The 23,918-nt window shown below is 63.9% G+C and carries 19 protein-coding genes and 1 pseudogene; 8 read left to right on the top strand and 12 right to left on the bottom strand.

Annotated elements, in window-relative coordinates:
• Positions 1-60: 60 nt before the first annotated feature.
• From IY716_RS14035 to IY716_RS08375, 9 genes and pseudogenes are all read right to left on the bottom strand, one after another.
• Positions 61-699: a DUF3566 domain-containing protein gene (locus IY716_RS14035; RefSeq protein WP_218221076.1), complete on the bottom strand. Its 639-nt coding sequence runs from the start codon at positions 697-699 to the stop codon at positions 61-63.
• A gap of 12 nt (positions 700-711) precedes the next feature.
• On the bottom strand, positions 712-3,387 hold the full coding sequence (gyrA, locus tag IY716_RS08340) for a DNA gyrase subunit A (protein WP_218221077.1): 2,676 nt from the start codon (positions 3,385-3,387) through the stop codon (positions 712-714).
• Positions 3,388-3,457: 70 nt separating this feature from the next.
• Positions 3,458-5,539: a DNA topoisomerase (ATP-hydrolyzing) subunit B gene (gene gyrB / locus IY716_RS08345; RefSeq protein WP_218221078.1), complete on the bottom strand. Its 2,082-nt coding sequence runs from the start codon at positions 5,537-5,539 to the stop codon at positions 3,458-3,460.
• Positions 5,540-5,850: 311 nt separating this feature from the next.
• Positions 5,851-6,408: a DUF721 domain-containing protein gene (locus tag IY716_RS08350; RefSeq protein ID WP_218221079.1), complete on the bottom strand. Its 558-nt coding sequence runs from the start codon at positions 6,406-6,408 to the stop codon at positions 5,851-5,853.
• Complete coding sequence (recF, locus tag IY716_RS08355) at positions 6,395-7,618, bottom strand: DNA replication/repair protein RecF (RefSeq protein ID WP_218221080.1); 1,224 nt, start codon at positions 7,616-7,618, stop codon at positions 6,395-6,397. Before recF ends, IY716_RS08350 begins: the two co-directional genes overlap by 14 nt.
• Positions 7,619-7,639: 21 nt before the next feature.
• Positions 7,640-8,767 (bottom strand): DNA polymerase III subunit beta, encoded by a 1,128-nt coding sequence (gene dnaN / locus IY716_RS08360; RefSeq protein ID WP_218221081.1) that lies wholly within the window; start codon positions 8,765-8,767, stop codon positions 7,640-7,642.
• A 654-nt stretch (positions 8,768-9,421) separates the two neighbouring features.
• Entirely contained in the window at positions 9,422-11,209 is a 1,788-nt protein-coding gene (dnaA, locus tag IY716_RS08365) for a chromosomal replication initiator protein DnaA (RefSeq protein WP_304413975.1), read from the bottom strand.
• The gene (locus tag IY716_RS08370; RefSeq protein ID WP_218221082.1) at positions 11,206-12,858 is read right to left on the bottom strand and encodes a hypothetical protein; all 1,653 of its coding nucleotides are present in this window, start codon (positions 12,856-12,858) and stop codon (positions 11,206-11,208) included. The genes dnaA and IY716_RS08370 overlap by 4 nt, the downstream gene beginning before the upstream one ends.
• Positions 12,855-13,834: pseudogene (locus IY716_RS08375) on the bottom strand (ABC transporter ATP-binding protein). The gene IY716_RS08370 and the pseudogene IY716_RS08375 overlap by 4 nt, the downstream one beginning before the upstream one ends.
• 213 nt (positions 13,835-14,047) lie before the next feature.
• Between IY716_RS08375 and rpmH the strand changes: the two are divergent.
• The 8 genes from rpmH to IY716_RS08415 all read left to right on the top strand — a co-directional run bounded on the left by rpmH (position 14,048) and on the right by IY716_RS08415 (position 20,466).
• Positions 14,048-14,185 carry a 50S ribosomal protein L34 gene (gene rpmH, locus IY716_RS08380; protein ID WP_192591653.1) on the top strand — a complete coding sequence of 46 codons (138 nt, stop codon included), beginning with the start codon at positions 14,048-14,050 and terminating at the stop codon, positions 14,183-14,185.
• Positions 14,186-14,363: 178 nt separating this feature from the next.
• A complete protein-coding gene (gene rnpA, locus IY716_RS08385; protein WP_369699642.1) occupies positions 14,364-14,759 on the top strand; it encodes a ribonuclease P protein component in 396 nt (131 codons plus the stop codon).
• 182 nt (positions 14,760-14,941) lie between these two features.
• Complete coding sequence (gene yidD / locus IY716_RS08390; protein WP_218221485.1) at positions 14,942-15,229, top strand: membrane protein insertion efficiency factor YidD; 288 nt, start codon at positions 14,942-14,944, stop codon at positions 15,227-15,229.
• Positions 15,230-15,297: 68 nt separating this feature from the next.
• Positions 15,298-16,257, top strand: a complete 960-nt coding sequence (gene yidC / locus IY716_RS08395; RefSeq protein WP_218221084.1) for a membrane protein insertase YidC — start codon at positions 15,298-15,300, stop codon at positions 16,255-16,257.
• A 2-nt stretch (positions 16,258-16,259) separates the two neighbouring features.
• A complete protein-coding gene (locus IY716_RS08400; RefSeq protein WP_218221085.1) occupies positions 16,260-16,901 on the top strand; it encodes a R3H domain-containing nucleic acid-binding protein in 642 nt (213 codons plus the stop codon).
• A 92-nt stretch (positions 16,902-16,993) separates the two neighbouring features.
• Positions 16,994-17,650, top strand: a complete 657-nt coding sequence (gene rsmG / locus IY716_RS08405; protein WP_218221486.1) for a 16S rRNA (guanine(527)-N(7))-methyltransferase RsmG — start codon at positions 16,994-16,996, stop codon at positions 17,648-17,650.
• Between the two features lie 8 nt (positions 17,651-17,658).
• Positions 17,659-18,708, top strand: coding sequence for a ParA family protein (locus IY716_RS08410; RefSeq protein WP_255316475.1), 1,050 nt, complete (start codon positions 17,659-17,661; stop codon positions 18,706-18,708).
• Between the two features lie 423 nt (positions 18,709-19,131).
• On the top strand, positions 19,132-20,466 hold the full coding sequence (locus IY716_RS08415) for a ParB/RepB/Spo0J family partition protein (RefSeq protein WP_218221086.1): 1,335 nt from the start codon (positions 19,132-19,134) through the stop codon (positions 20,464-20,466).
• Positions 20,467-20,551: 85 nt separating this feature from the next.
• Here IY716_RS08415 and trxA read toward each other — a convergent pair whose 3' ends face one another.
• The 3 genes from trxA to IY716_RS08430 all read right to left on the bottom strand — a co-directional run bounded on the left by trxA (position 20,552) and on the right by IY716_RS08430 (position 23,888).
• Positions 20,552-20,878: a thioredoxin gene (gene trxA, locus IY716_RS08420; RefSeq protein ID WP_192591660.1), complete on the bottom strand. Its 327-nt coding sequence runs from the start codon at positions 20,876-20,878 to the stop codon at positions 20,552-20,554.
• 14 nt (positions 20,879-20,892) lie between these two features.
• The gene (trxB, locus tag IY716_RS08425) at positions 20,893-21,903 is read right to left on the bottom strand and encodes a thioredoxin-disulfide reductase (protein ID WP_369699643.1); all 1,011 of its coding nucleotides are present in this window, start codon (positions 21,901-21,903) and stop codon (positions 20,893-20,895) included.
• A gap of 131 nt (positions 21,904-22,034) precedes the next feature.
• Complete coding sequence (locus tag IY716_RS08430) at positions 22,035-23,888, bottom strand: discoidin domain-containing protein (RefSeq protein WP_218221088.1); 1,854 nt, start codon at positions 23,886-23,888, stop codon at positions 22,035-22,037.
• Positions 23,889-23,918: the final 30 nt, after the last annotated feature.

Here is a 23,918-nt window from a genome sequence, read left to right on the forward strand (position 1 = left end):
GCCGGACCAAATCGACGGCCTGCCGACCGGCGCAGGACAGCGCCCGTCCCAGGAGCAGACTCAGTCGTCGGTCAGCGTGACCCCGACCCCGCCCACCAGGGAGGCGGAGAGGTTGTAGAGCACAGCGGCCAGCATGGAGAGGACCGTCAGCAGCACCACATTGATCACCGCGATGATCGTGGCGAAGGAGGCGACCTGTCCGATGGTGACCAGCTCCTCCACCCGGAAGGTCCCCCCGCCGCCCTCGGTGCCGAGGATCTGGCCGAGCAGCTCATTGACCCGGTTGAAGATGCCGGTCACATCCATCACCGACCACAGGGTGACCGCAGCGACCACGGTCATGATCCCGAGCGCCACCGAGAGCAGGAAGCTCATCTTCAGCACCGACCAAGGGTCGACCTTGGAGATCAGCAGCCGCGCCTTGCGCACCTTGGCCTTGGGCGTGGGTCTCACGAGCCCCGGTTGAGGGCGGGACCCGGTCGGACGCTGACCCGCCACGGGGCGAGTCTGCGGCGGACGCGAACCCGCCGTGGGACGAGCACCTGCGGTGCCCGCCGGAGCATTCTGCGGTCGATTCGCCGTGGTGGCCCCCCCAGCTGCCTGGGCGCGGGGCCGCGGCGCGGGGAACCGGTTGGCCGGACGCGCCGCGGAAGAGCCCGATTGGCTCCCTGAATTACCTGCGCCGTTGCTTGCGCTCACTGAAGACCTCCATCAGGCGTTCTCTCGGTCCGCTTCATCTCGGTCCGCTTCATCAGGGACCAACGCTACTGCATCGGCGGAGTCTGGGCTGTCAGCCGAGCCTGGGCCGGCCTCCGGTGTCTCGGATTCTGGTGCCTCAACCGCCTCAACCTCACCGGTCGCGGCCAGCGCGACTCCGGAGCTTCGTGCCACCTTGAGGATCCGATCCTTCTTGCGTGGCTTCGCGAAGATGACCCCCATGGTGTCGCGTCCCTTGGAGGGTACGCCGGAGACGGGCGAGCGCACCACCATGCCGGACTCCATGACGACGAGCACCTCGTCGTCGTCCTCGACGACCATGGCACCGACCAAGTCGCCGCGATCCTCCACCAGCTTGCCGACCTTGATTCCCAGGCCTCCGCGGCCCTGCACCCGGTACTCGCTGACGTCGGAGCGCTTGGCGTAACCGGCCTCGGTCACCACGAAGACATAGGAATTCTCGGTGATCACATCGGCGGCGAGCAGCTCGTCCTCCTCGCGGAACTTCATGCCGGTCACACCCGAGGTGGCACGTCCCATGGGACGCAGCGCCTCGTCGGTGGCGGTGAAGCGCAGCGACTGGCCCTTGCGGGAGACCAGCATCAGGTCGTCCTCCGCGGAGACGAGCTTGGAGGAGACCAGCTCGTCATCTTCACGCAGGTTGATGGCGATCACACCAGCCTGACGGGGGGTGTCGTAGTCGGTGAGCACCGTCTTCTTCACCAGGCCGCGCTTGGTTGCAAGCACCAGGTACGGGGCGTCCTCGTAGGTGCGCAGCGGCAGCACCCCGGCGATGTACTCATCGGGCTGGAAGGCCACGATGTTCGCCACATGCTGGCCCTTGGAATCGCGGCCTGACTCCATCAGGTCGTAGCACTTGGTGCGGTAGACCCGTCCGAGGTTGGTGAAGAACAGGATCCAGTGATGCGTGGTGGTCACGAAGAAGTGCTCCACGATGTCATCGGTACGCAGCTGGGCTCCTCGGACGCCCTTGCCGCCGCGGTGCTGGGCCCGGTAGTTGTCGATCTTGGTCCGCTTGACGTAGCCATCGCGGGTGATCGAGACGACCACATCCTCCTGGGGGATCAGATCCTCCATGGACATGTCACCGTCGTAGCCGAGCTGGATATGCGTGCGTCGGTCATCGCCGTGCTTGTCCACGATCGTGTCCAGCTCGGCGCTGATGATCCGGCGCTGCCGGTCCTCAGAGGCGAGGATGTCCTGGAAGTCGGCGATCATGGTCATCAGCTCGTCGTACTCATCCTGCAGGCGCTGCCGCTCAAGAGCGGCGAGTTTGCGCAGCTGCATATCGAGGATGGCCTGGGCCTGATCGTCGTCGATGTCCAGCAGAGCCTTGAGGTTCTGTCGGGCCTCTTCGACGGTGGAGGAGGCACGGATCGTGGAGATCACGCGGTCCAGGTCGTCGAGCGCCTTGAGCAGACCCACCTTGATGTGGGCCTCGCGCTGAGCCTTGTCCAGGCGGAACTGGGTGCGCCGGACTATGACGTCGATCTGATGGGTCACCCAGTGGTGCACGAAGGCGTCCAGGCTCAGCGTACGTGGAATGCCGTCCACCAGGGCAAGCATGTTCGCGGAGAAGTTCTCCTGCAGCTGGGTGTGCTTATAGAGGTTGTTCAGGACCACCTTGGCCACGGCGTCGCGCTTGAGCACGACGACGAGGCGCTGGCCGGTGCGTCCGGAGGACTCGTCGCGCAGATCCGCGATGCCGGAGACCTTGCCGTCCTTGACCAGCAGTGCGATCTTCCGGGCCAGGTTGTCGGGGTTCGCGTGGTACGGCAGCTCGGTGACGACCAGGCAGGTGCGGCCCTGGATCTCCTCGACGTTGACCACTGCGCGCATGGTGATCGAGCCGCGGCCGGTGCGGTAGGCCTCTTCGATCCCGCGGGTGCCCAGGATCTGCGCTCCGGTGGGGAAGTCGGGTCCCTTGATCCGCTGCAGCAGCGCCTCGAGGAGCTCCTCGCGGGAAGCCTGCGGGTTCTGCAGGTACCACTTCACGCCATCGGCGACCTCGCGCAGGTTATGCGGAGGAATATTAGTGGCCATACCCACCGCAATGCCGGAAGAGCCGTTGACCAGCAGGTTCGGGAAGCGAGACGGCAGGACGACGGGCTCCTGCTGCTTGCCGTCATAGTTGTCCTGGAAGTCGACGGTGTTCTCGTTGATGTCCCGGACCATCTCCATGGCCAGCTGGGCCATCTTGGTCTCGGTATAACGCGGGGCGGCAGGGCCGTCGTCGCCGGGGTTGCCGAAGTTGCCCTGGCCGGTGGCCAGCGGGTAACGCATGACCCAGTCCTGGATCAGCCGGGACAGGGCGTCGTAGATCGCCGAGTCGCCGTGCGGGTGATAGTTGCCCATCACGTCGCCGACCACGCGCGCGCACTTGTTGAAGGAGCGGTCCGGGCGGTAGCCGCCGTCGTACATCGCGTAGAGCACGCGACGGTGCACGGGCTTGAGCCCGTCGCGGACGTCGGGCAGCGCGCGGCCGACGATCACGGCCATCGCGTAGTCCAGGTAGGACCGCTTCATCTCGGTCTGGAGATCGATCTGCCGGATCCGGTCGTGGGTCACGATGTCGTCGACGACGACGCCCTCCACGGCCTCACTGGGACCGCCCTGCGGATCCTGGGGTTCTTCGGTGTTGTCACTCACGTGTGGTGTTCTCCCTTATGCGGAATTCGGCATCTGAGCTCGGGCTGCGGCCTGCGGGGCGTGCAGCGGATCAGATGTCGAGGAAGCGGACGTCCTTGGCGTTCTGCTGGATGAATCCGCGGCGGGATTCGACGTCTTCACCCATGAGGATGGAGAACACCTCATCAGCGGCAGCGGCGTCTTCCATGGAGACCTGAAGCAGCGTGCGGTGCTCGGGGTCCATGGTGGTCTCCCACAGCTCCGAGTAGTCCATCTCACCCAGGCCCTTATAGCGCTGGATACCGAGCTCCTTGGGCAGCTTGCGGCCCTTGGCGCGGCCCTCGGTCAGCGCCTTGTCGCGTTCGGCATCGGTGTAGACATAGTCCATGGGGCCGGACTGCCATTTGATCTTGTACAGCGGCGGCTGGGCCAGGAAGACGTTGCCATGCTCGATCAGCGGTCGCATATAGCGGAAGAGCAGGGTCAGCATGAGGGTGGTGATGTGCTGTCCGTCCACATCAGCATCGGCCATCAGCACGATCTTGTGATAGCGCAGCTTGGTCTGGTCGAAGTCCTCGCCGATGCCGGTGCCGAAGGCGGTGATCATCGACTGGACCTCCTGGTTGCCCATGGCTCGGTCCAGCCGGGCGCGCTCCACGTTGAGGATCTTCCCGCGCAGCGGAAGGATCGCCTGGGTGCGCGGGTCGCGGCCGCGCTTGGCCGAACCGCCGGCCGAATCGCCCTCGACCAGGTAGATCTCGGACTCGGAGGGGTCTTTGGAGGAGCAGTCGGCCAGCTTGCCGGGCATGCCCATGGTCTCCAGGGGCGATTTGCGCCGAGCATTCTCACGGGCCTTGCGGGCGGCCACGCGGGCGTGCGCGGCGGACTGGGCCTTGCGCACGATGTCTCGGGCGGGGCCCGGGTTACGCTCCAACCAGTCACCGAGGTAGTCGTTGACCACGCGCTGGACGAATCCGCGCGCCTCGGTGTTGCCCAGCTTGGTCTTGGTCTGACCCTCGAACTGCGGCTCGCGCAGCTTCACCGAGATCACGGCGGTCAGTCCCTCACGGATGTCCTCGCCGGTGAGGTTGTCGTCCTTCTCACGCAGGATCTGCTTGTCGCGCGAGTACTTGTTGATCAACGTGGTCATCGCGGCGCGGAAGCCCTCTTCGTGGGTGCCGCCCTCGTGGGTGTTGATCGTGTTGGCATAGGTGTGCACCGATTCCGAGTAGGACAAGGTCCACTGCATCGCGAGCTCCGCGGCCATGCCACGCTCGGTGTCCTCAGCCTCGAAGGCGATGACGTCGTCGTGGACGTGTTCGGCGCGCTTCGTGGCGTTGAGGTGATTGACGTAGTCGAGCAGTCCGGCGTCGTACTGGTAGACGACGACCCGGCCCTTGGAGGTCTCGACGATGCCGTCATGGCCGCCACCGGCCTCTGTGGGCTCCAGCTCGGCTGCCGCCTCCTCCTCGTGATGTCCCTCGAGGATCTCGTCGTGGACCACCTCGTTGCCCGCGATGTTGCGCTCGTCGCGCAGAGTGATGCGCAGGCCCTTGTTCAGGAAGGCCATCTGCTGGAACCGGGCACGCAGCGTCTCGAAGTCGAACTCGGTGCTCTCGAAGATCTGCGGATCGGGGAAGAAGATCTGGGTGGTGCCGGTGGCCTCGGTCTCAGCTCCGCGGGTCAGCTCATGGGTGGTCTCGCCGCCGTTGCCGAAGCCGATGCTCCACTCGTAGCCCTGTCGCCGCACAGTGGTGCGGACCTTGGAGGAGAGCGCGTTGACCACAGAGATGCCCACGCCGTGCAGGCCCCCGGAGACCGCGTAGCCGCTGCCGCCGAACTTGCCGCCCGCGTGCAGCACGGTCATCACGACCTCGACCGTGGGGCGCCCCTCCTTGGGGTGCATGTCCACAGGGATGCCGCGTCCGTCATCCTCGACGCGCACGCCGCCGTCCTCCTGCAGCGCGACCTGGATGTGCGAGCAGTAGCCGGCCAGGGCCTCATCGACAGAGTTGTCGACGACTTCATAGACCAGGTGGTGCAGGCCACGCGCTCCGGTGGAGCCAATGTACATGCCGGGACGCTTGCGGACTGCTTCCAGGCCCTCCAGGACGGTGATGTCCGAGGCGCCGTAGGTGCCCTGGTGCTGCTTGTTCTCGTTAGCCGAGGTCACGGGCTATGCCGTCTCCTTGAGTCGCCGGGAAGGTCGTGGAAGCTGACCTTGTCATGACACAGACCAGCCCGAGTGGCGGATGCTCTCGGGCCGTTGTTCCAGTCTACCGCGCTCTGAGGCCAAATCTGCATTTTTCGGCCGCTCTGAGGGCATAGATCTCACGTCTGGAGACCAGCGAAGGGGCCTGGAAGCAATTCGGAGGCATCCCGGTAGGGATCGGTTCCACCCTGTGGTCCCCAGTGCGGCATATCGCAGCCTGGCGATTCGGGCCGCCGCCGCTCCGGTCGCTGCGGACGCGGCCTGCTGTGGACTCAGCCGTAGGTGTCGCGCGGCCCCCTGCCGCGCACGGAGTACAGGCCCTTCTTCCAGCTCGGCGCCTGCGGACCCCGGATGCTCAGCCCGGTCACGATCCCTGGCCCGAGCTCGCGGTTGAACACGTCCATGAGCTGGGGCTGCATCAGCTTCAGATTCGTCGCCCAGGCCGAGGAATCACAGATCACCTCCACCACCCCGTTCTCGAACTTCTCCGGCTTGCAGTGCTCGGCGATCGCGGTGCCGACCAGCTGCTCCCAGCGAGCAACGACCGACCCCACCGCCACCGGAGAGCTCCAGCCTCGAGTCTTGATCAGTCCGTCGACCACGCCGCCGAGCAGGTTGGGATCTCGCCGATCAGCAGACCGGGGGCCCGCCGCCGCGGCTCGCTTCTGCTTGTCCGAGCTGCTGCTGCGCGGATCTCCCGCCAGCGAGGTGCCCTTGGGGGTGCCGCGGAGCCGATGTTCGCCACGTCCCTTCGCTGCGGCGCGCATCCTTGCCAACAGAATCTTGGCGGCGTCCTCGTGATCCTGGAGCCGATCGTCAAGGCTGCTCATGGGCTGACACCTGGCTGATCTGGTCCACCGATTCGACCCGCAGCGCATTGCCCAGCAGAGCCTCGGGCACGTCGTCGTCCACTGCGGCCGTCACGATCAGCTGCTCGGCCTCGGCGGCGAGTTCGGCAAGACGACGACGACGGCGCGCATCCAGCTCTGCGAAGACGTCGTCAAGGATCAGCACCGGTCGGGCACCCTCCTCGGGATCGTCATCGACCATCACCCGGTAGGCACCGAGCCGCAGGGCCAATGCAAAGGACCAGGTCTCGCCATGGGAGGCGAATCCCTTCACCGGCACCTGGTCCAGGCTGAAGTTCACATCGTCACGATGCGGGCCCACCAGGGTCATCGCGCGGTCCCGCTCGGCCCGTCGAGAACTCTGCAGCCGCTGCAGCATCAGGCCTGCCAGCTCGTGGCGGGTGAGGCTCTCCAAGGCCGAGACATCGGGCCTGGAAGCGTCACCAGGGACGCCCGCTCCGGCCTCGAAGGGCGAGTCCTGGGGGAGATCCTCCTCCAGTGAGCTCATATATTGCACCCTCGCGGTGCGCACACTCCCGGAGAGCTGCTCGTAGGCCGTGGCCACATGGGGACGCAGTGCAGTGAGCATCTCCAGGCGCGCCTTGAGCAGCTGGGAACCGGCCTCGGAGAGCTGATGGTCCCAGACCGCGAGCGTGGCTTCATGGGTAGAGGTGAATCCCTCATGGCGGATGGACTTGAGCAGTGCATTGCGCTGTTTGAGCACCTTCTCGTAGTCCAGACGCACTCGCCCAAGCGCTGGCCGCAGCTGAACCGCGAGATCATCGAAGAGCCTGCGCCGAAGCGTGGGACCTGACTTGATCAGCTCCAGATCCTCCGGGGCGAAGAGCACAGTGCGCAGTATGCCCAGCACATCGGTGGCACGGACCGGATTCCCGCGATTGATCCGAGCGCGATTGCTGCGTCCCGGATTGATCTCGACCTCGAGCAGGGCCTGCCGGCTGCCCCGATGGGCGTCGGCGCGAATGATGGCCTGCTTCTCGCCATGACGGACGAGCGGCCCATCCTGACTCACCCGGTGAGAGCTCAACGTGGAGAGATAGCCGATGGCCTCGGCGATGTTGGTCTTCCCCACACCGTTGAACCCCAACAGGACGTTCGGCCCAGGCTGCAGCTGCAGCTGCGCGTGCGCGTAGCTGCGGAAGTCGGTGAGTGTGAGCTGTGACAGCCGCATGGTCTCCTCGGCTGCCCGCAGCTACTGGTTGATCAGACGCACCGGCATCAGCAGATACCGGAAATCGATGGACTTCTCACCCTCGGCTTCGGCCTGTCCGGTGATCATCGCGGGTTTGGGCGCGGAGACGAAGGAGAAGCGCAGGAACTCTGAATCGATGACGTTGAGACCCTCATTCAGGTACGCGGGGTTGAAACCCACGGTGATCGATTCACCGTTCAGCGTGGCAGGGATGACCTCCGAGGCGGAGGCCGCGTCGTCTACTCCGGCGTCGAGGATGACCTCGTTGTCCTGGGTGAACTGCAGCCGCACATGGCCGTTGCGCTCAGACACCAGCGAGACGCGGCGGGCGGCTTCGATGAATTCTGCGGTATTGACCACCGCATGGATCGGGGTGTCCTCGGGGAAGAGCTGACGGATCTTGGGGTAGTCCCCGTCGACCAGCACCGAGGTGGTGCGTCGTCCTCCGGAGGAGAACCCGACCAGTTCTGCGGACTCGGAGAGGGCGATCTGCAGCGAACCGGCGCCGGCGAGGGACTTTGCGACGTCGTTCAGCGTCTTCGCCTTGATCAGCACGGAGGTGGAGGTGTCGGGCGCCGCGGGTGACCAGTTGATCTCGCGCATTGCGAGGCGGTAGCGGTCAGTGGCCAGGAAGGTGATCGTGTCGCCCTCGATCTCGACCTTCACGCCAGTGAGGATCGGGAGAGTGTCGTCCTTCGAGGCAGCGGTGATCACCTGGGAGACGGCACGGGCAAAGGCGGCTCCATCTACGGTGCCTGCAATTTCGGGCATGCCTGGGAGTTCTGGATACTCGTCCACCGGCATCGTGGACAGGGTGAACTTTGAGGACCGGCAGGTCAGCTGCACTCGAGAGTCCTGCAGCTGCACCGTGACGGGAGCATTCGGCAGGGACTTCACGATGTCGTTGAGCAGACGTCCGGAGACGAGGATCGTTCCCGGCTGAGTGACATCAGCCTCGATATGAAGCTGGGCAGAGATCTCGTGATCGAAGCTTGAGATGGTCACTGTCTGGTCAGCTGCAGTGATGTGAAGACCCGCCAACACCGGTGCAGGTGGTCGAGGGGAGAGGGAACGGGCGGCCCAGGAAACCGCTTCTGAAAGAACATCCCGTTCAACAGTGAACTCCACTGATCCCTGCCTTCCTTGTTGAGCTTCGACAGCCGGGTCGGTGAATGTCAAGCATCTGCGGGTTGTGTCGAGTGTCGAGCTTACCTGCAATCGAACCGCAGAAGCTAGCAAGGATGGAGACCAGCACCATATGAGCCTCGAAGGAGGTGTTCGCCCACAAGATCTGGGATTTTCGGTGAGGCGTCGGCTTCGGAGCGTGACTGTTCTCTGTCATTTAAAGGGTTAAGGGTCAGAAGTGTTAACAGGTGTTGTGGAAACTGTGGATAAGGCACTGCTTGTCGGTGTCTGGCCGGATCCCGTTGTGCACCATGCGGTGGAGGATTCTCGTGTGGGCTGTGTACGGGCAGTGGAGATTTCAACAGCTTCATTGTTGGCTCTCCCCAGGAAAACCCCGCTAGTCCCCAATGTCAGCGCTTTGTGCACCGCATACTGCACCGTTTTATCCACAGCTGTTAACGAAAACCTGGAGAACTCCACCGAACCCTGTGGATATGTGGGAAAACCTGTGGAGATACGGTGGCAGGGGTACCGCTGATCCCAAGCTCTATGCGGAATGACATGCGTGTGAGTTGTGGAGCACTGCTTTGTCCACAGCTGTTCACCCAGCGTCGTGATGCCGTGTGATGCTTCGGTCGAAGGTCAACCGCGGGTGAGCTACCGCTGCTGCTTGATCTTGTTCGTCAGTTCCGTGACCTGGTTGAACACCGCTCGGCGTTCTGCCATGAGTTCGCGGATCTTGCGCTCGGCGTACATGACCGTCGTGTGATCTCGACCGCCGAGGGCCTGTCCGATCTTGGGAAGGGACATCTCCGTGAGTTCGCGCAGCAGGTACATCGCGATCTGCCGGGCATTGACCAGCTTGCGGTTCCGCGACTTCGAGATCAGCTCCTCGACGCTGAACGTGAAGTAGTCCGCCGTGGCGTTGATGATCTGGTCGGCCGTGATCTCCTGAGCGTGGTCGTCGGAGATCAGGTCGCGCATGACCTGCTCCGCCAGCGCCAGGTCCACCTCCTGCTTGTTCAACGCGGCGTAGGCGGTGACACGGATCAGCGCCCCCTCCAGCTCACGGATGTTCGAGGAGATCTTCGAACCGATGTACTCGAGGACGTCATCTGGGCAGGAGAAGTTCTCGGCAGTGGCCTTCTTGCGCAGAATCGCGATGCGGGTCTCGAGCTCGGGGGGCTGGATGTCGGTGATGAGACCCAGCTCGAACCGGGATCTCAGCCGCTCTTCGAACCCGGAGAGACGTTTGGGAGGCAGGTCCGAGGTGATCACGACCTGTTTGTTGTTGTTGTAGAGGGTGTTGAAGGTGTGGAAGAACTCTTCCACGGTGCGCTCTTTATCGGCGAGGAACTGGATGTCGTCCAGCAGCAGGATGTCGACATTGCGGTAGAGGTGCTTGAAGCTTGCACCTTCGTCGTCACGGATCGAGTTGATGAAGTCGTTGGTGAACTCTTCCGAGTTCACGTAGCGCACACGGATCCCCGAGTAGAGGCGCTGCGCATAATGGCCTATGGCGTGCAGCAGGTGCGTCTTGCCCAGGCCCGAGTCGCCATAGATGAACAGCGGGTTGTACGCCTTGGCGGGAGCTTCCGCGACTGCATTCGCCGCTGCATGGGCGAAGCGGTTGGAGGATCCGATGACGAACGTGTCAAAGGTGTATCGGGGATTCAGCCGGGAGGTCTCGTAGTGCTCGCTGCCGCTCGCGGTGAAGGAGGCCGGTGGAGCTGGTCGGCTGGGGGGACGGCGCTCGGCCAGTCGTGCATCCCGCTGTGGCTGTGCAGTGCGTTCGTACTGTGAATAGTCTGTGGGGGCGAAGCTGGGCTCGCCGAATTCGTCCCGTTCTCGGCTCCTACCGATCCCGACCCGTTCCGGGCGGTCGGGAAGCTCAGATCGTTCCGGGTGGTCGTAGGTGTCAGAGTCCGGGCGGCGTCGAGGGTTCTCGGTGGGGATTTCGCTGGGATAGAGATCATCGACCGCAGTGGAAGAGGCTGAAGCCGCCGAGGGCGCCGAGTTCGCGCTCGGTGCGATTCCGAGTTCGCGCTGCCGCGTCGCGAGCTCCGGGTCGATGACATAGGCACAGAGGACGTCCTTGCCGAAGACCGTGCGCATCGCGTCACCGAGCTGAGCGGCCAGGGTCGACTGCATCAGCTCCCGCACCCGTTCATGGGGCACGGCGACGGTGAGCAGCAGAGTCTCGCCCAGAAGCTGCTCCCCCTGGGGCACTGCCCGCCCGACATCGGTCAGCCGCAGGCCGGCGATGCCATGATTCTCTCGGAGCTCGGCAAGCACCTGCTGCCACTTGCGCGGCACATCGACCTCTGACTCAGCAGGCACGCTGCTCCCCTCGTGGATATCGGCGAAATTCTGCACATAGTATTCCACAGCTTCTGTGGAGAGAGCTGTGGGAAAAGTGAGATCTCCCGCGTCATCCCGGCTCATCCGCTGGTGACCTCCCGGCGCTGCCAGCCGATGACGCCGAGCGTGAGACCGGCCACACCGAGCAGGCTCAGCACGAGCACAGGGGCCCACGTGACAGGTTCCACCGGGTACTGGGACAGGTGAGAAAAGACGTTGAAGTTCTGCATCACGGGGGGCAGGTCCAAGAGTCGTCCGAAGTTTGTCATGATCGCGGCATAACCGAGCACGACCCACCCAATGGCCCCAGTGAACCGGGGTGCCCAGCCGAAGACGGCGACGACCAGTCCCAGGACGGCCAGCACCGCAGGACCCTGATGCAGGCTGGCGAGAAGGAGGTCGGCGAAGTGTTGCGCGCGGGCCTGATGGAGCACAGAAGCCGCCGCACCTCCGGTCGCCAGGCCCACGAGCAGCAGGATCAGGGCAAGGCCCAGCAGAAGGACCATCACGTGGGCGAGAAGCCAGCTTCCTCGGCTCATCGGGGCCGTGAGCATCAGTGCGGCGCGACCCTGCGATTCTTCACCCCGGATCTGTTGCACCGCGCTCACGCCTGCGGCAGCCACGAAGATCGCCAGAAAGATGCTGATATAGGCCAGGTAGCCGAGCATCAGGGATTCGCCGGTGAATACCCGCTGGAACTGTTCGGGCAGATCATCGGCAGAATCGACCATGGTCTGGGCATAGCCACCGAACATCGCCCCGCACAGGACAAGGGCAAGCCCCCACCCGCGCAGACCCCCGCGGAGACTCTCCCGCGAGATGCCCAAGGGGGTTCCCAGCGAGGGCCTGGCACTCGCCGGTCCGGGTCTGCTGGGGAGCAGGCCTGCCCCGAGGTCCCGGCGGGTGCTCAGGAAGAAGGCCCAGAGCAGGGCTGCCACCGCGAGGAGCGCTGGCAGCAGCAGCGGCCACCAGCGGTCCTGAACGTAGGGGGCGGTCTGTTGAGACCACCCGAGGGGGGAGAACCAGGAAAGCCTCGTGCCACCGATTGCCGCAGCGTCCCCACCCATCCGGATCAGATAGCTCAGACCGAGCACCGAGCCTGCCGCGGCCGATGCGGTGCGAGAGGCTTCGGTCAGCTGGGCGGATACGGCACCGACTGCGGTGAAGAACAGGCCGACGGCGGCCCCCGAGCTCGCGACAAGCAGGGAACCGGTGACGGCGAAGCCACCGGAGAGGGCCCCGAGCAGGACCAGGAGTGCTGCGCAGACGTTGCTCAGGAAGGCCAGCGAAACAGCGGCCGCCAGCGTCGCGTGACGTCCCAGGACACTCGCTCGAAGCAGCTCCGCACGGCCGGACGCTTCTTCACCCCGGGTATGACGAACAACAATGAAGATGCTCATCAAAGCGATCAGCAGATAGATGAACAACACGTAGCCGGCGGCGTAGAAGCGTTCGAAGCTGGGCTCCGCCATCCCGTATGCCGGCCCGGTCATGAGCCGGCCCACCGGATCGGTGAACACCCCGGCCATCTGCACGAGCTCATCCTCGTCGCTGACGATGGCCTGGACGGCATTGGCCACGTAGAAGCTCATCAGGCCGATTCCGAGGACCCAGAGGCTCAGGCGGAGACGATCCTGCCGCAGCATGAAACGCAGCAGCACCCCGGTTCCGCTCAGACGTCCCTGGACGGAGGAGTTCGTTCTCGTGGGGACCGACCGCGACAGTGTGTTCACGATGCCTCCGCAGTGATGCTTCCGGACGTGCTCCTCGGATCCGCTCCCTCGACCTGGTCTCCAGCGACGGCTCCATAGTGGCGGATCAGCAGCTGTTCAAGAGTGGGCGGGTGAGCTGTGAGGGAGCGGACCCCCAGGGAGGTCAGATACTGCAGCGTCGTCCCCAGATGTTCCGCATCGACCTCGACGACCGCGCGGCGCGAGCCCGGGTCCAAGCGCATCTCGTGGACGCCCTCGAGCTCAGACAGTCTCTCCGGCAGCTGCTCCGTCTCCACCTCCACCGTGGTGCGAGTCATGTGCCGAAGCTCTGCGAGGCTTCCAGATTCCACGATCTGACCGCCGCGAATGATCGACAGTCGGTCTGAGAGCACCTCCACCTGCGCGAGGATGTGACTCGACAGCAGGACGGACGTGCCCTGGGCCGTCCTCTCAGCGATGACCTGTTGGAAGACCACCTCCATGAGGGGTCCAATCCGGAGGTGGGTTCGTCGAGGAGCAGCAGGTCGACGTCGGCGGCCAAAGCCGCGATCAGTGCGACCTTCTGGCGGTTTCCCCTCGAATATGTGCGCGTCTTCTTGCGTGCATCCAGATCGAAGCGTTCGATGAGATCGTCCCGGCGACGCGTCGTATGTCGGGCGCCCGCATCACGGCTGCGCAACCGCAGGAACAGGTCGATCACTTCGCCGCCGGTCAGGCTCGGCCAGAGTTCGACGTCGCCCGGCACGTAGGCGAGTCGTCGGTGCAGTGCCACGGCGTCACGCCACGGGTCCCCGCCGAACACCCGTGCGATTCCAGAGTCGGCTCGCAACTGCCCCAGCAGCACACGCAGCGCCGTCGATTTGCCAGCGCCATTGGGGCCGAGAAAACCATGGACTTCACCGGCTGCGACGCTGAGATACAGGCCGTCCAGAGCGCGCACCCGTCCGAAGTTCTTGACCAGACCTTCCACGTGAATGACAGGGTGATCGGAAGTCATGTTTCGTCCCTCCACGGACCCAGCGGCAGCCGGGGATACTACGATAGATCTCGGTGGCGCGGCAGCCAATGGCGCACAGGCTGCCCCGGCAGACTTGACGACGCGCCGAGGAAACCCTAGTGTTGACAGGTCGCCCCACGGTTCTGCCGTGCCTGCACGCAGGAACTTGTCCGGGGCCCGAATGACTTCAAACCATCCAAGTGGGAGTACACAGTGAGCAAGCGGACTTTCCAGCCGAGCAACCGCCGTCGCAGCCGCAAGCACGGCTTCCGTTCCCGTATGCGCACCCGTGCCGGCCGGTCGATCATCTCGACGCGTCGCAACAAGGGCCGCAAGGAACTTTCGGCCTGATCTAGAGCAATTCACGCTGACCCACGGTCAGCTGGTTCCGGTGCACCGCATCTGGACCCACATACGGCCCGTCCCGCAGAATTGGGAGCGGGCCGTTCGTGCATCTGGTGTGCGCATGTGCCGCTACCGAAGGCACAGTCCGCAGCAACCAGGACGCAGCGAATGGAGGCCGAGCTCCGTGCTCCCCAAAGAACACCGGCTCACCTCCTCGCGCGATCATCGCGACACCATGCGGCAGGGCTCGCGCGCCGGTGGCGGCGGCGTGCTGGTGGCTGTGCGGATCGCTCCACAGCGTTCCGCTGCAGAAACTGATCCCTGGCGGTGTGGGCTCGTCGTCTCCAAGGCCGTAGGGAACGCCGTCGTTCGGCATCGTGTCCAGCGACGCCTGCGGCACGTCATCTTCGATCTCATGCGAGATGATGCTCTGGCAACACCCGAGGGAGGCCAGTTGGACATGGTCATCCGGGCATTCCCAGAGATCGTCGACCTGGACCACGCGCAGCTGAGTGCGGCTGTGCAGGGTGCCGCGCAGCGGGCGCTGCGCAAGACTGCTCTGCGGCGGGTCCAGCAGTGAGCGCTGACTCCTCGCGTGGAGCCTTCGACTTCCCGGAAGGGTCCGGCTCTTCGGAATCCCATTGGGTCAAGCATTCAAGCTACTACGTGGCACCAGGTGAGACTCCCGGACTGCCCACCACGGGTGTCGACGCGACCCAGCTGCGCCGCGGGTATTGGGGCTGGTTTCGCGCGGGCCCGTCGATGTTGCTGGCCCTGTTGATCAAGGGATACCGAAAGGTCATCTCGCCGCTGTATGGGCAGGTCTGCAGCTTCTATCCCAGCTGTTCCGCATATGGGCTCGAAGCAGTGACGGCCCACGGAGTGATTCGTGGAGTTCCGCTCACCGGGTGGAGGGTGCTGCGGTGCAATCCGTTCACCGGAGGCGGGGTGGACCCGGTGCCGGCCAGTTCGAGGATTTGGCCGCAGGGTGCAGTACCGACGATCATAGAGACAAACCACCCACCGATTCCCCGCGGTGATGATGACTGACGTCCTCCTCACCCTTGAGCCGGCAGGCTGCTTCGGCATGATGCCTGGCCACTACATCTGAGAGATACATGGGCTTTTTCGACACAATCATGTGGCCCTTCACCTGGGCCGTCTCCTTCATCCTCAGCACCTTCCATGGCCTGCTGTCGGCCATCGGGCTGCCTGAGAGCTCGGGATGGAACTGGGTTCTGTCCATCGTCCTGCTCGTGCTCGTGATCCGCATCATCTTGATCCCGCTGTTCGTCAAGCAGATCAAGTCCCAGCGCGGGATGCAGATCATCCAGCCTGAGGTGCAGAAGCTTCAGGCCAAGTACAAGGGCAAGAAGGACGCTGTCTCCCGCCAGCAGATGGCCCAGGAGCAGCAGGCGTTGTTCAAGAAGCACAACGTCAATCCGTTCATGACCTGTCTTCCGCTGCTGGCCCAGATGCCGATCTTCTTTGCGCTCTTCTGGATGCTCAATCGGATGCGTGAGGAGCAGAACCAGCAGCAGGGCTACGGTGCGCTCAGCGCCAATGAGGTGCAGAGCTTCGACGGCTCATCGATCTTCGGCGTGAGCATGTCGGACATGTTCCTGCCCTCCTTCAGCGCAGACCCTACGCGCTGGGACGTCGTCATCCTGACGTCGATCATGATCGTCACGATGGTGGCCACCCAGTTCTTCACCCAGAAGCAGCTGATGAGCAAGAACATGTCTGAGGCTGCGCTGACGGGGCAGTTCGCACAGACCCAGAAGATGATGCTCTATGTTCTTCCGCTGGTCTTCGTCGTCGGCGGCGTGAACTTCCCCGTGGGTGTGCTCGTCTACTGGACGGCGACGAACTTCTGGACCATGGGCCAGCAGTGGTGGGTCATCCGGAACAACCCGACACCGGGCTCCCTGGCAGAGAAGGAGCTGAACCTTCGTCGTTCCGCCCGCGGCCTCCCGCCGTTCAACGAGGCCGCGAAGCCCGTGGAGCAGCCTAAGCCGACTGGCAAGCATCTGGGCCAGACCTCGCAGCCGGCGAAGAAGAAGAAGAGGAAGAAGTAGTCATGAGCGAGAATGAGACGAAGCTGAGCCAGGCGGACGGGGAAGAGCAGGAGCTTGTCCCCGCCGAGGCCGAGGAAGCACCCGCTGGCGCGGTCGAGTCGCCGGCACCTGACTCCAAGGAGCAGGCAGGCCATGACTCTGAGGCGCCAGACGAGGCGGTGAAGGAGCAGCCCCCGGCAGAAGGTGCCACGGACGAGGGCGATATTGCTGCAGATTACCTCGAGGAGCTGCTCGACATCGTCGACCTCGACGGGGACATCGATATCGAGGTCCGAGGTGGACGAACCTATGTCTCGATCCTCACGGAAGATGGCGGCGACGAGCTCGACGATCTGGTCGGCCGCAACGGCGAGGTGCTCGACGCCCTGCAAGAGCTGACCCGTCTGGCCGTGCTGACCGCCACAGGTGATCGGACACGTCTCGTGCTGGACATCTCAGGACATCGCGACCGTCGTCAGTCAGAGCTGAAGCAGCTCGCGGAGGACGCGATCGCGAAGGTTCAGGATCGCCGAGAGGACGTGCACCTCGAACCCATGAGCGCCTACGAGCGGAAGATCGTGCACGACTTCGTCGCCGACTCCGGGCTGATCAGCGAATCTGAGGGCGAAGGAAAACGCCGCCACGTCGTGATCTCAGCATCATGAGCGAACACCAGCCGGAGAGCGACACCTCTATGGACGAAGAGTCTCCGCAGACTCGCTCCCCTGAGGGGGACTCAGCGGATGCTCTCCAGGGGATGCAGCAGACTCCTGAGCTCACCGAACCGGAACGCGCAGCAGCCTCGGCGATATTCGGCGACCGGCTGGATCTTGCCGAACGCTACGTGGGTCACCTGTGCTCCACCGGAATCGAGCATGGTCTGCTCGGGCCGCGTGAAGTACCCCGCATCTGGTCCCGTCATGTGCTCAACTGCGCGATCCTGGCACCGGAGCTCACCGCCGACACTACTGTGGCCGATGTGGGGTCAGGGGCGGGACTCCCTGGACTTGCCCTCGCAATTGCGCGCCCTGACGTGGAATTCATCCTCATCGAACCGATGGAGCGCCGAGTTGAGTGGCTGAGCACAGTGGTGCAGGATCTCGACCTGGACAATGTCCAGCTCATCCGTGCTCGGGCGGAGGAAGTCACCGATGAGGTGATGGCGGACGTCGTCACATCTCGAGCGGTGACAGCTCTTAAGCGACTGTTGCCCCTTACTGTTCCTCTGCTGGACGATGATGGCGAGCTGTTGCTGCTCAAGGGCCGGAGTGTGCACAGCGAGATCGAAGCGGCGTCCAAGTCTTTCAGCCGGTACAAACTGCAGAAACCGACCGTTGAGCTGCTGGGCGAAGGACTGCTCGAGGAGCCGAGTACGGTGGTTCGCTGCCGGCGCCGCGCCGCTCGGGTGGCCTAGACTCGTGCATGCCCGGGCGGCGCGCGCTGCCAGTACGCCTGACGGGCGTGGAGGAACGACTCGTGACTAAGGAGAGGTGGCGCGTGCAAGAGAACCGTGTTTCACGTGAAACAAGTGGTACTGCGAAGGCTGCCGGCGCCGCTGCCAGCGCGGCCGAAGGATCTTCGATCCTCGATTCGTTCGCCGCCTCTTCTCCCCTGGCCGCAGAGCTGGCTGACGAGAATCGGCGCCGCAAGAAACTGGTCTCTACGGAGCTGGATCGTCCGGATCACACTCGGGCAATCACCGTCTCGAATCAGAAGGGTGGAGTTGGAAAGACCACCAGTACGGTCAACCTCTCGGCAGCGCTGGCCGATCAGGGTTTCAACGTCTTGGTCATTGACATCGACCCGCAGGGCAATGCCTCGACCGCGTTGGGAGTTGAGCACTCGGCCGATACCGATTCGGTGTACGACGTGCTGATCGAGGACTTCGCCCTCGCGGACGTCGTGGCTGACTGCCCAGACATTGCTCGCCTACAGGTGGTTCCAGCAACCATCCATCTCGCCGGCGCAGAGATTGAGCTGGTGTCTCTGGTGGCCCGCGAACAGCGTCTCCAACGCGCGTTGGCAGAGTACTACCGCTACCGAGAAGATCACGGCCTTGAGCGACTGGATTTTGTCTTCATCGACTGCCCTCCCAGCCTCGGGCTTCTCACGGTCAATGCCTTTGTCGCGGCGCAAGAGGTCTTGATCCCGATCCAGTGCGAGTACTACGCCCTCGAGGGCTTGAGCCAGCTGCTCAACAATATCGGTATGATCCAGAAGCATCTGAACCCGCCGCTCAAGGTCTCCACCATTCTGCTGACCATGTACGACGGGCGGACGAACTTGGCGTCGCAGGTCGCGGAGGAGGTCCGGGAGCATTTTCCGGAGTCTGTGCTCAAGTCAGTGATCCCGCGCAGCGTGCGCATCTCAGAGGCCCCCTCATATCAGCAGTCGGTGATCAGCTATGACCGATCTTCGACGGGAGCGCTTGCCTATCTTGAAGCGGCGGCAGAACTGGTTCAGCGCTCCTGATCCCGCGCCCGCTCGCCCAGGTCGAGTGCGGATTCGCCGTTTCACGTGAAACAGTGTGATCCGACGCTAGCCTCCGAGCGTCATTGCCCCGTAGGGTGATGCGCTCCCAGTTCAAGACGTCATGGGCACAGTGCCTGTGAGGTAGGACGTCTTCACGGCGACCGTTTCACGTGAAACCCGACCTGCGCTTGTCTGGTCTGCCATCAAGGTTTCACGTGAAACGCGGTGACGTTGGATGCGAACCGTGAGCGCAGCTGGTCTCCCCTTTGCAGCAAAGGTTCGGCTGCATCCAGCCCGCCAGTTTCACGTGAAACGACGTCCTAGAACCTTGCTTGGCATAACCGCGTGCAAAATCTCCGTAGAATGAGATCTACCGCGTTGAGCTCACGCGGGTCGAGGTCGATGTCTCTAGGAGGCTCCTGCATGGCGGAACGCAAACGGCGCGGTTTGGGACGAGGGTTAGGTGCGCTGATCAACAGTGACTCGCAAGATCAAGAGCAGCAAGAGGCGGCTTCGGAGACTGGATCGTCCCCTCTTGATTCGGGAGGCCCCGATTCCTCGGGCGCGGTTTCACGTGAAACATCTGACGTGCGGTCCAGCACCCCACGCCCTATTGACGTGTTCTTCTCCGCAAAATCAGACCTCGAAGGACCCTATGTAGCCCGGGAATCCACGGTCATTCAGCGATCCGCGACGTCATCCCGACGACCGAGTGCCGGGCAGCGGGCACCCATGCCCGACGTTCTCTCCCGTGGGACCGGCAAGAGTGCTGAACGTCCGATGACGCCGCAGGCCGGCGCCGAGGCGACCACGGACGATGAGACTAAAGAGCGCCAGGGCCGGGAAGAATCGTCGGTTGCCCCCGCGCAGACTCAGGACAATTCGAGACTGGACGCGGGACCTGAGGGCGCGTGGACCAACTCTGTTTCACGTGAAACCAGCGGCAAGGTGGACGGTGCCGAGTTCCGCTCCGTTCCGGTGGACTCGATCGTGCCCAACCCGCGCCAGCCGCGTCAGGAATTCGACGAAGAGCACATGGATGAGCTGATCCATTCCATACGGGAGATCGGCATGTTGCAGCCGGTGGTCGTTCGTCCGGCGGGTGCGGGTCTCTATGAGCTCGTCATGGGAGAACGCCGCTGGCGGGCCTCGAAGGCTGCGAACCTTGAGACCGTTCCGGCGATCGTGAGGATGACCAAGGATGACGATCTTCTGCGGGACGCTCTCCTGGAGAACATCCACCGGTCTCAGCTGAATCCGCTGGAAGAAGCGGCGGCCTATCGGCAGCTCCTGGATGATTTCAACTGCACTCAGGATGAGCTGGCGGAGCGGATCGGTCGGTCCCGACCTCAGATCAGCAACACCCTGAGGCTCATGAAGCTCCCTCCTGCGGTGCAGCGACGCGTCGCTGCGGGTGTGCTCTCCTCGGGACACGCCAGGGCGCTGCTCGGATTGAAGTCGCCGGAGCAGATGGAGCAGCTGGCGGGGCGCATCGTCGCTGAGGGACTCTCGGTGCGCGCGACTGAAGAGGCGGTGACGCTTGCCCAGCGAGACCAACGCTCGTCATGGGATCTGGGACGTGAGCGGACGAAGAGCCCTCGGGTGCAGCAGCTCGAGGAGTTCTCCGATGCACTGACCGATCGACTCGATACCCAGGTGAAGATCACCCTGGGGGCAAAGAAGGGACGTATCGCGATCGATTTTGGGTCCATCGACGATCTGCACCGGTTGATGGATATGATCGGCAGTCGAGGCTGACGTTTCACGTGAAACACATCGGGCCCGGAACGATGATTCGTTCCGGGCCCGAACTGTTTGCCGTCTAAGACGGTGTGTCAGCTGTTCAGCTCAGCAGGTCAGCGAACTCCTGCTCCAGCACCTGCTTCGGCTTGGCGCCGATGGAGGACTGGACGTGCTCACCGTCCTTGAACGCGTAGACCGCTGGAATCGATGTGATGCCAAACTTTGCGGCGGTCCCGGGGTTCTCATCCACGTTGACCTTCACCACCTGGATCTTCTCCGGGTTCTCTGCGGCGAGCTCCTCGAGGATGGGGGTCAGCATGCGGCACGGACCGCACCACTCGGCCCAGAAGTCGACAAGCACGGGCTTATCGGCCTGCAGGACGTCCTGCTCGAAGCTGGCGTCAGTGACATTCTTGAGATCTGACATATAGATCTCCTTCCTTAGAGAGGTACAGGGGCGTTATGGGTCTCGTCGGCCGGGACCTCTGCGGCGTCGGTGGGAACGTTGTCCGCGAGCCAGTGCTCCACATCCAATGCGGCCACGCAGCCGGAGCCAGCGGCCGTGATGGCCTGGCGGTAGGTGGGGTCGAGAACGTCACCGGCGGCGAAGACACCCGGCAGCGAGGTCCTTGAGCTGCGACCGTCGACCCAGGCAGTTCCGTCTTCGGTCAGGGTGATCTGGTCTTTGAAGAGGGCCGTTCGTGGGTCATGCCCGATTGCCACAAACAGTCCTGTCACATCCAGAGCTGAAGGCTCTCCGGTGACAGTGTCACGGAGGATCAGCCGACTGACCTTGCCCTCTCCCTGGACCTCGGTCACCTCGGTGTTCCACACGAACGAGATCTTCTCGTTGGCCTTGGCACGGTCCACCATGATCTGCGAGGCGCGCAGCTCCTCGCGGCGATGCAGCACGGTGACCTGGGAGGCGAACTTCGTCAGGAACAAGGCTTCCTCCATGGCGGAGTCGCCCCCGCCGACCACGGCGATGTTCTGTTCGCGGAAGAAGAAGCCGTCGCAGGTCGCGCACCAGCTGACTCCGTGCCCCGAGAGTTCCTTCTCCCCGGGGACGCCGAGCTCGCGGTAGGCAGACCCGGTCGCCAACACTACGGCGCGGGAATGCAACACATCTCCGGCACCGGTGGTGATCTGTTTGATGGGGCGGTCCAGGACCAGCTCCGTGGCATCCTCGTGACGGATGTCGGCGCCGAAGCGCCGCGCCTGCTGCTCCATGTTCATCATCAGATCGGGGCCCATGATGCCATCGGGGAAGCCTGGAAAATTCTCGACATCCGTGGTGTTCATGAGTTCGCCGCCGGCAGTCACGGAGCCTGTCAGCACGATGGGATTCAGGTTCGCGCGAGCCATGTAGACGGCTGCGGTGTAGCCAGCCGGGCCGGAGCCGACGATGACCACATCATGTACCTGGTCAGGGGTCTGTTCAGTCACAATCACATGTCCTTAGCAACGGTCGTGGTGTCTGGAATATTGAACATCATCGATGTTCAACCTATTCCTTCTTCCATCAGCCTACTGGAGCCATGCCTGCAGCCTTACTGATCAGCCGCCCTGCGGCGGGCGGATGATCAGTCGACGCTGAGCTCGCTGAGCTCCACGCTGTAGGGCAGTCCCGCCTGATCGGGAGACTCCTGTGTGGGCAGCTCAGTGATGTTGATGATGACGTAGGCCGCCTCGGTCTCGCTGTCGAACTCGACGGTGGTCTCGTTCCAGTTCAGCGTGCCGGTACCCACCTCTTGGGCGCCGTCGAGACTCGCTGTGTCATTGGTCAGCACCTCGAAGCTGCCACCGGAGGATTCTCCCTGCTGTGTGAGTGTCACGGAGGAGACCGTGGTGGGCTCCTCGAGCTCCGCCACCAGCGCCACATTGGAGCTGAAGCCCCCGAAGTCTTCCGTGGCGAAGGAGAGGGTGACCCAGGAGGTCGAGTCGTCCCCATCGAAGAGATTGGGAAGCTGTCCATCGCGGTCCGCGATGAGCTCTGGAGAGTCGGGGACGACGCGGGTGACACCGGCGATCGCGGGCTCGGGGCCGGTCTCCGCGCTGGGCGAGGGCTCCTCGCTCGGGGAGGCCTCTTCCGATTCAGCAGGCTCCTCGCCCGGCTGTTCCTCAGCAGCGTCCTGCTCCTCTTCCGCAGGGGCGGAGGCGTCTTCGACCTCGCCGCCGCGCAGGCTCAAGAACATCACAACAGCGACCACCACGAGCACCGCCGCGAGCGCAGCTGCCAGGAGCCAGCGTCGTGGACCTGGTTTCTCATCGCGGAAGTCAGGATCGGGGGCCTCATCCTCATCGTCCCTCGTGCCGAGCGGGGCGTGGCTGGATGCGGCGTCGGCGGGGAGGCTGTGAGCTGCCTGCTGCTGCGGTGCACCCTGGTGCTGAGCTGCCGGCTGGGGAGACTGCAGTGCGGCCTCTTCTTCCAGACTGGGCACCGGGCGGATCAGTCCGGTGAAGGAGAGCGCATCACGGAGTCGAGCTGGCACGGCCTGCGTGCTCTCACCTGCGGCGGAGGGCGCAGTGGGAGGCGCATCAAAGTCGTCGACGGGTGAAGCCGGCGGATTGTCCACGACCTCTTCACCGTCAGGCAGGACATCCTCGTCGCCGTATGGGCTTGGATCGTCGTGGTTCTCGTCCGCCGACTGCTCAGCAACGCTGGAGGAGGCAAGTGTGGCGGAGCCTGCCGCGGAAGCGCTGGCAGCGGCAAGGTCTGTCTCACGGGGGTGAACGGAGTCGCGAGACGTGGCCGGGTCGGCCTCGAGATGGGCCGAGAAGGCCTCATCGCTGTCGCCCGCGGGGTCCGCAGCGAGTATCTCCATGTCATGGCGCAGGAACGTGGCGGCCTCTTCGCGCACCTGATCGACCTGCTCTGCGGCCACGGCGAGCGCTGCGGCGTCGTTCTCCGAGTTCAGCCGGCGGTTCAACGAATCCGAGACCTTGTCGAGGAAGGCGGGTCGGCGCCGACGGAAGCGTCGCGCCGGATCCTCGGGGCGATCAGAGTCCCCGTGCAGGGCGGCGTAGTACTCGTCGTCGTCGTCGAAGGTCTCCGGCTCCATCACGCGGGACTGCCCGAAGAGCTCGGAGCCCAGGGAGTCGGTGAAGAACGGTTCGACGTAGGGCGCGGAGTCCGGCACCACGAGGTCCAGGAGGTGATTGGGGTCCACCAGGGAGGAGATCAGGTAGGTGCGCTCGTCGGCGAGGCCGAGATCCAGGACCTGCACATCGGAGTCGCGCGCACCGATCGCCAGCTCACGCGCCGAGGTGGCGACCTGCTTGGCATTGGACCGGGAGGCCAGCAGAATGCTGACATCGCGGTCGAGGACCTCGTCGCTCGCCTGGAAGACGATGTCCTGATCGGCAGACGTCACCACGTGATGGGTGATGCGATATCGCCCACCAACAACATCGCCGACGCCGAAAGGCTGCGCCACAAGTCCTCCTGGGTCCGGGAAACATCCTGT

The sequence above is a fragment of the Nesterenkonia sp. Act20 genome (assembly GCF_019173455.1).
In the GTDB taxonomy this organism is placed as follows: domain Bacteria; phylum Actinomycetota; class Actinomycetes; order Actinomycetales; family Micrococcaceae; genus Nesterenkonia.